Source organism: Halorubrum salsamenti (assembly GCF_007671685.1).
GTDB lineage: Archaea > Halobacteriota > Halobacteria > Halobacteriales > Haloferacaceae > Halorubrum > Halorubrum salsamenti.
Genome location: NZ_VCNL01000017.1, coordinates 1 through 5898, shown reverse-complemented (window position 1 = coordinate 5898; position 5898 = coordinate 1). Strand labels below are relative to the sequence as shown.

Sequence of the window (5898 nt, the reverse complement as noted above, 5' to 3'; positions counted from 1 at the left end):
GAAGACGCGCCACGACCAGTTCCATCTGATTCATCGCCATCAGACGAGATTACGCGGCTGTCGATGTGATCGACTGATACTCGGTAGGTTGTCCGCGCTGCAAACAGCGCTGGTCTGTGCTGCGACGGGCTGGACAGCGAACAGACTCAACAGCGCAACTGTAAGGACGGCTTGTCTGGAGACTTTGCTCACTGCCGTGGACTGACTGTCAGTGCGATTCTCAGGCGTCTCGGAGGGTGTACTGTCCTGTGACATTGCGGGTTATTCCTCTGCGTCTTCGACGAGTGTCTTCAGATCGGCGTACCGATTGGTCTCGTCGACGATTTCTTCTTTCGTGTGGCCCAGCTCGCGAGCCCGTTCGAGGAGGTCACGGAGGTCGTCGGGGTCGACGTCGCGGACTTCCATTTCCTCGCGGAGGGTGCGGCGATAGAGGGCGGAAGCGTTGATGTGGTCGTTCCACATCAGGTACAGGTCATCGATGTCTTCGATGGTAACTGACCGAGTTATCATACGTGCGAGTATGGGTATGCACCAACGGAGTCGTGGTACACATTATGGGAAAATTTGGTGAGGAATAAATATTTTCTGTATATGGAGAATGTTGCTAATCTATGAATGTCTCGGGGGTATTTGGCCCGAAGATAACATCGAACCATCTTAACCAACAGCACAGGTGAGATATTGGGTTTCGTTGGTTAATTCTTCGTGAGCGAACTTGTCATTCTAACTCTTTGATCTCACCATCTCTATCGACGACGAGTTCGCGGAGCTTCGCAAGTCGGTCTTGTCCCACTTGAAAAATCTCCTCTCCATCCGAGATCGAAATCTCACCGGTTTCCAGCTGCTCGATCAGCGTCTTGATTCGCTCGACGTCGTCCGCGATCTCTGTGTCGACCTCGCGAAATCCGGAGCTACAGGTCGCGGAGATGGACCGTCTTCCTGTCGTTCGATTCGGCACGCTCGGCGGCGTCATCGAGGAGATCGGCGACCTCCTCGTTGAGGGAGTTGTAGAAATCGGCCGAGACGTTGTGGTCCGACAGTGCATCCTTCACAGCTGCTTTGACGATCAGGTCTGACATTTTATGGTGAACTTTGCTTGTCCGCTATATATAGGTTCGAAGTTTTTCATGCAGGATTCCGGCCCTTGTACTGCCGGAACGCCTTTAGACATCAGAGAGATGGTATTCAACCCTCAAGCAAGGAAACAAACGGATACACGATCTAACCGAATTCTAGCGAGACACCATTGATAATTGACACTCCAAGTAACACAGATGAAGAAAATTATAAATTTAGCCATGTCTAATTCTTTTCCAATGTTGAGCGCGATCATGGAGGACTATCTCAAAGCGATCTATTCTCTTCAGAACGAAACAGACGGCCGGGTACGAACTTCGGTGCTCGCTGAGTATATCGACGTAGAGCAATCGACGGTTACCAGTATGATGAAAAAATTATCAGAGCGTGATTTCGTGCAGTACGAGCCCTACAAGGGAGTTGAGCTCACTGATACTGGGGTTCCTATTGCTCTCGAAATCATTCGCCATCACCGACTGTTAGAACGATATCTGACGGACCACCTCGAGTATGATTGGGCAGAGGTACACGACGAAGCAGATCGCCTCGAACACCACATCAGCAGTAAGTTTGCCGACCGGATTGCAGAGCAGCTAGGACAACCAGCGGTTGACCCGCATGGCGACCCAATTCCCACCGCGGATCTGGATGTATCGGGAGCAAAGGATGGTGAACGTCTTGCTGATCATCAAGTGGGTGACAGCGTTCAGATCGTACGGGTTCCGGACACCGATCCAGATCTCCTCCGGTACCTGTCCAAACATGGGATTCATCCCGGAACTGTCGTAGATGTTGTCGAGATTGCGCCATTCGGAATGGTCACACTTGACCCTGATAACGGAGATGGTCCGGTTGCGCTACCCGAAGAAGTCGCACGTTCCATATCCACCCAATCTCTCACACAGAGTTCTCACTGAGAAGCTCGGAAGTCTGCTAGTCCATTTTTAGTTTAGATCTACTCAAAGTTTAGATGGGTCTAATTTATATATTGGGATCATCCACTATCACATATGGGTATCCGAATAGTCAACCCGTCGAGGAGATCATGCCCTCGATAGATTACGAGAGTGCGGCAGATGTCACCAAACGACTCGAACAGCGTTTGGTTGAATCACTCACCGGTGAAACGAGCGTCAGTCGTCGCACGGTACTCGGCAGTCTTGGTGTCGCGGGAAGTGCCGCCGTTGGACTCGGGAGTTCACGTGCAAGTGCGTCACCCGGCCACGAGGGCGATGATACACACGGTAACTTCGGTGCGGTGGGCGAATACCGAGATTTGGACTTCGATCCGCACGAGTTCCTCACCGCGTTCAATACCGGAGACAGCGGGCAGGATAACGTTCCGCAGCAGGTCTACGAGGAGGATGGTCGAACCGTACGGGAGTTCGAATTCACCGCGGTCGACACAACGATCACCATCGCGCCGGGCGTCGAGTTCCAAGCGTGGGCATTCAACGGTCAGGTGCCGGGCCCCACGATCCGTGCTGTTGAGGGCGACCTAATTCGCGTCAAATTCACGAACCTCGGACGGCACGCTCACACGATCCATCCGCATCTGAAGAACCTTAACCCGCGAATGGATGGGATCCCCCAGAACGGGCCGGGTGTGCTCGATACGGGAGAATCATTCACCTACGAGTGGATTGCCCAACCAGCCGGTACGCACTTCTATCACTGCCACTCGCTCCCGCTGAAAGAACACATCCACCGCGGACTCTACGGCACGATCATCGTCGATCCGGACCCCGAACGCGTCAGGGAGAATCCACGCGATTACGTCAATTATCCCGGCCCGATTACCGACGACATGCGGACGCGGTTCGTCGAAGAGGCGAAGAGCCGGAACCACGAGTACGCCGAAAACGACGCCGTCAACGAGATGGTCATGGTGATGAACTCGTTCGACACCAACTTCGACGGCGGGAACGAGGTCTACGCGGCGAACACACGGGCGTTCGCATACGGGGTCGGTAGTACCGACGGCACCGGCAACTGGACAGCCGGCGAGACGAAGCGTCCCATCCAGATCGACAAGAACGAACGGCAACGCGTGTACCTCTCCAATGCGACTGAGTTCGACCTCATCAACTCGTTCCACACGCACTCGCAGTTCTTCGATTACTATGATCACGGGACGACGCTGACACCGACGCGCAAGACCGTGGACACGATCATGCAGACGCAGGCGCAGCGCGGTATCATCGAGCTCGACTACTCGGACCACGAACCCGGGCTGTACATGTTCCACGCCCACCAGTCCGAGTTCGCCGAACTCGGCTGGATGAGCTTTTTCGAGGTGGTCTAACATGCCGGATAAGACACAGAAACCGACGGCGGACAGTGGTGTATCTACTGAAAACGAGGTCACACAGCCGCTCGGACTACCGCGATGGGTCAGCGCGATACTTCCGATCGTATTGCTCGTGCTCGTCTTGGGTGTGTTCGCGTTTACGTCACCACTCGCCAGTATTCAGAGCGAGAGCGGTGAACCGCTTCCCGACGTGACGATCACACACACAACGCTTCCGAGCGACGGAACGGTCGTGTTACACGTAACGAACAACGGGCCCGATTCCGTGACGATAGCACAGGTCCTCGTCGATGAGGCCTACTGGAATTTTCAGGTCGAAGGAGCCGGTGGCGACCAAACGCTCGCCCCGATGGAAAGCGCACAGATCGTGATCCCGTATCACTGGAATCCGGGATGGGATCTCAACGTCGCCCTCGTACTCTCTGACGGGGCGACATTCGAGAATACGATCGTCGCTCCGAATCAGGCACCCGGATTTAGCCTCAGTCTGCTCTGGACGCTTGCAGTCATCGGGCTGTTCGTCGGCGTGATCCCGGTCGCATTAGGGATGCTCTGGTTCCCCTACATCAAGACGATGAGCGATCGGTGGCTGCACGCCGTGCTCTTGTTCGCGGCTGGCGTCCTCGGCTTCTTGGCGTTCGACGCCGGGTTCGAGGCGTTCGAACTTGCTCAACGGGTTCCGGGCGCGTACGAGGGCAACCTCTTGGTCGTCTTCGGGATCCTCGGCGCACTCACTCTCGTTCAGGCAATCAGCGCGTGGCGCAAGGGCCGTGTCGCCGCCGGTGACAGTCGGGCGAGTAGCGGTCTCTGGATCGCCTATCTGGTCGCGGTCGGGATCGGCCTGCACAACCTCGCGGAAGGGCTGGCGATCGGGAGTTCGTTCGCACTCGGGCGTGTGTCGCTCGGCGCGTTCCTCGTGATCGGGTTCATGCTCCACAACGTGACGGAAGGCCCGGCCGTCGTTGCACCGGTCGCCCGCGGAGAGCGCCCGTCGTTCAGGCACTTCGCCGCGCTCGGTGTCATCGCCGGTGCCCCCGTCATCCTCGGCGGGTGGATCGGTAGTCTCGCGTACTCACCGACGATCGGCGCCTTCTTCCTCGCGATCGGGGTTGGTGCAATCTTACAGGTCAACTGGGAGATCGCGGGAATGGTTCGGGATGCAGGCGGTCGCGTGGCCAGCGCCACGAACCTGCTCGCGTTCCTGCTCGGCCTCGGCGTGATGTACGTGACCGACCTCTTCGTGGCGCTCTGATAGGCACCACTCATCTCTGTTCCAATGACACTCAAATTCCACAATCGACGGACGGTGTTGCGACTCAGTACTGCCGCCTTGGCGACGCTCAGCACCGCCGGATGTTTGAACGGACAGTCACCGTCGACCCTGACCGTCACGATGCCCGACGATCACACGTTTGAGCCGAAGACTGCGACGATCGAAACCGGTGGGACAGTGATGTGGACGAACGAGAGCGACATCCAGCACACGGTCACAGCGTACGAAGGCGGGATTCCGGCCGAGGCCGTGTACTTCGCAAGTGGTGGCTTCGAGTCAGAGCGTGCTGCGAGGAACCGGGTTACTGAGGGACTCATCGCCCCGGGAGAGAACTACGAGCACACGTTCGATCAACCCGGAACGTACGGGTACTGTTGTATTCCGCATGAAAGTTCTGGAATGGTTGGGACAATTCGGGTAGAATAAATGGCAATAGCGGGCTCAGAACCATGTTAGTATTTCGATGACGAAATATTCCTATTCATGTCAACTAGAGTTTAGATTTTCAAATTCCAAGCGAAACCGAAACCATAGAAAAGAATCACTCTCTACCGCTGGCGTTACCCGGTGTTGTCTCACTACTGATCCTCACCGGTGAAGATCGAGACGGCCAGTCGTTAGAAACGGATGCCCAAATTAGTCTGAGGTATCTTCTGGCGATCCACTCCGTGGCACGGCTGCTCCTTCGTATTCCATTCGATCAGAACTGTTAGTAGGTGGTGACGCGCTCAAAACAGAGATGGTGCTGGTGTAGTTCTCGAATCATCTTCGTGTTCGATCGTGCTATGAAGTACCTGATACATAGAGGTAGTCAATCAAAATAGGTTCACTAACGAGGTGCGAATCCGGGAGAGAATTCCCTCAGACTGTTGTTGAACAGTATGCTGGTCTGAGGAAGTATTGGGTGTATCGGTGGTTTTGGGCACTGACGTCTCACTTTCCTCATCGGAGTGTTCTTCTCCATAGGCGTTACAGTAAATACACATAGTACAAAGAAGGTGTCCAATCATATAAATATATTTGGTGATAGTATAAAATACATCTGGACAGCTTGATCAAGTCGCGAGAGAACTATTACAATACCAAGAAGTACAACGAATCCCAAACTACCGTGTCTTGTTGGCGCGCTTCTCTGATAGGGTTTCGTTCGGAAGAATACCCGGAGCGTGTCATAGAAAGCGTCACGTACGAAGCAGCAGGGTGCGAAAAGTGTGTCCAACACCAGCGCAACCCTGCA

At 54.9% G+C, this 5898-nt stretch carries 6 protein-coding genes and 1 pseudogene; 4 read left to right on the top strand and 3 right to left on the bottom strand.

Features of this window, described 5'->3' with window-relative positions; genetic code table 11:
- Positions 1–75: 75 nt before the first annotated feature.
- From FGL94_RS18970 to FGL94_RS18035, 3 genes and pseudogenes are all read right to left on the bottom strand, one after another.
- Positions 76–255, bottom strand: a pseudogene (locus tag FGL94_RS18970) (hypothetical protein); the annotation flags it as partial.
- Between the two features lie 6 nt (positions 256–261).
- Positions 262–510: a hypothetical protein gene (locus tag FGL94_RS18045; RefSeq protein WP_058365972.1), complete on the bottom strand. Its 249-nt coding sequence runs from the start codon at positions 508–510 to the stop codon at positions 262–264.
- A 401-nt stretch (positions 511–911) separates the two neighbouring features.
- A complete protein-coding gene (locus FGL94_RS18035) occupies positions 912–1079 on the bottom strand; it encodes a hypothetical protein (protein ID WP_058365971.1) in 168 nt (55 codons plus the stop codon).
- Positions 1080–1316: 237 nt separating this feature from the next.
- Between FGL94_RS18035 and FGL94_RS18030 the strand changes: the two genes are divergently transcribed.
- The 4 genes from FGL94_RS18030 (at position 1317) to FGL94_RS18015 (ending at position 5087) form a co-directional block, all read left to right on the top strand.
- The gene (locus FGL94_RS18030; protein ID WP_080508389.1) at positions 1317–1994 is read left to right on the top strand and encodes a metal-dependent transcriptional regulator; all 678 of its coding nucleotides are present in this window, start codon (positions 1317–1319) and stop codon (positions 1992–1994) included.
- 128 nt (positions 1995–2122) lie between these two features.
- Positions 2123–3382: a multicopper oxidase domain-containing protein gene (locus FGL94_RS18025; RefSeq protein ID WP_058365976.1), complete on the top strand. Its 1260-nt coding sequence runs from the start codon at positions 2123–2125 to the stop codon at positions 3380–3382.
- A 271-nt stretch (positions 3383–3653) separates the two neighbouring features.
- Positions 3654–4640 carry a ZIP family metal transporter gene (locus FGL94_RS18020; protein ID WP_241659246.1) on the top strand — a complete coding sequence of 329 codons (987 nt, stop codon included), beginning with the start codon at positions 3654–3656 and terminating at the stop codon, positions 4638–4640.
- A gap of 141 nt (positions 4641–4781) precedes the next feature.
- Complete coding sequence (locus FGL94_RS18015; protein ID WP_241659245.1) at positions 4782–5087, top strand: cupredoxin domain-containing protein; 306 nt, start codon at positions 4782–4784, stop codon at positions 5085–5087.
- The last annotated feature ends 811 nt before the right edge of the window (positions 5088–5898 follow it).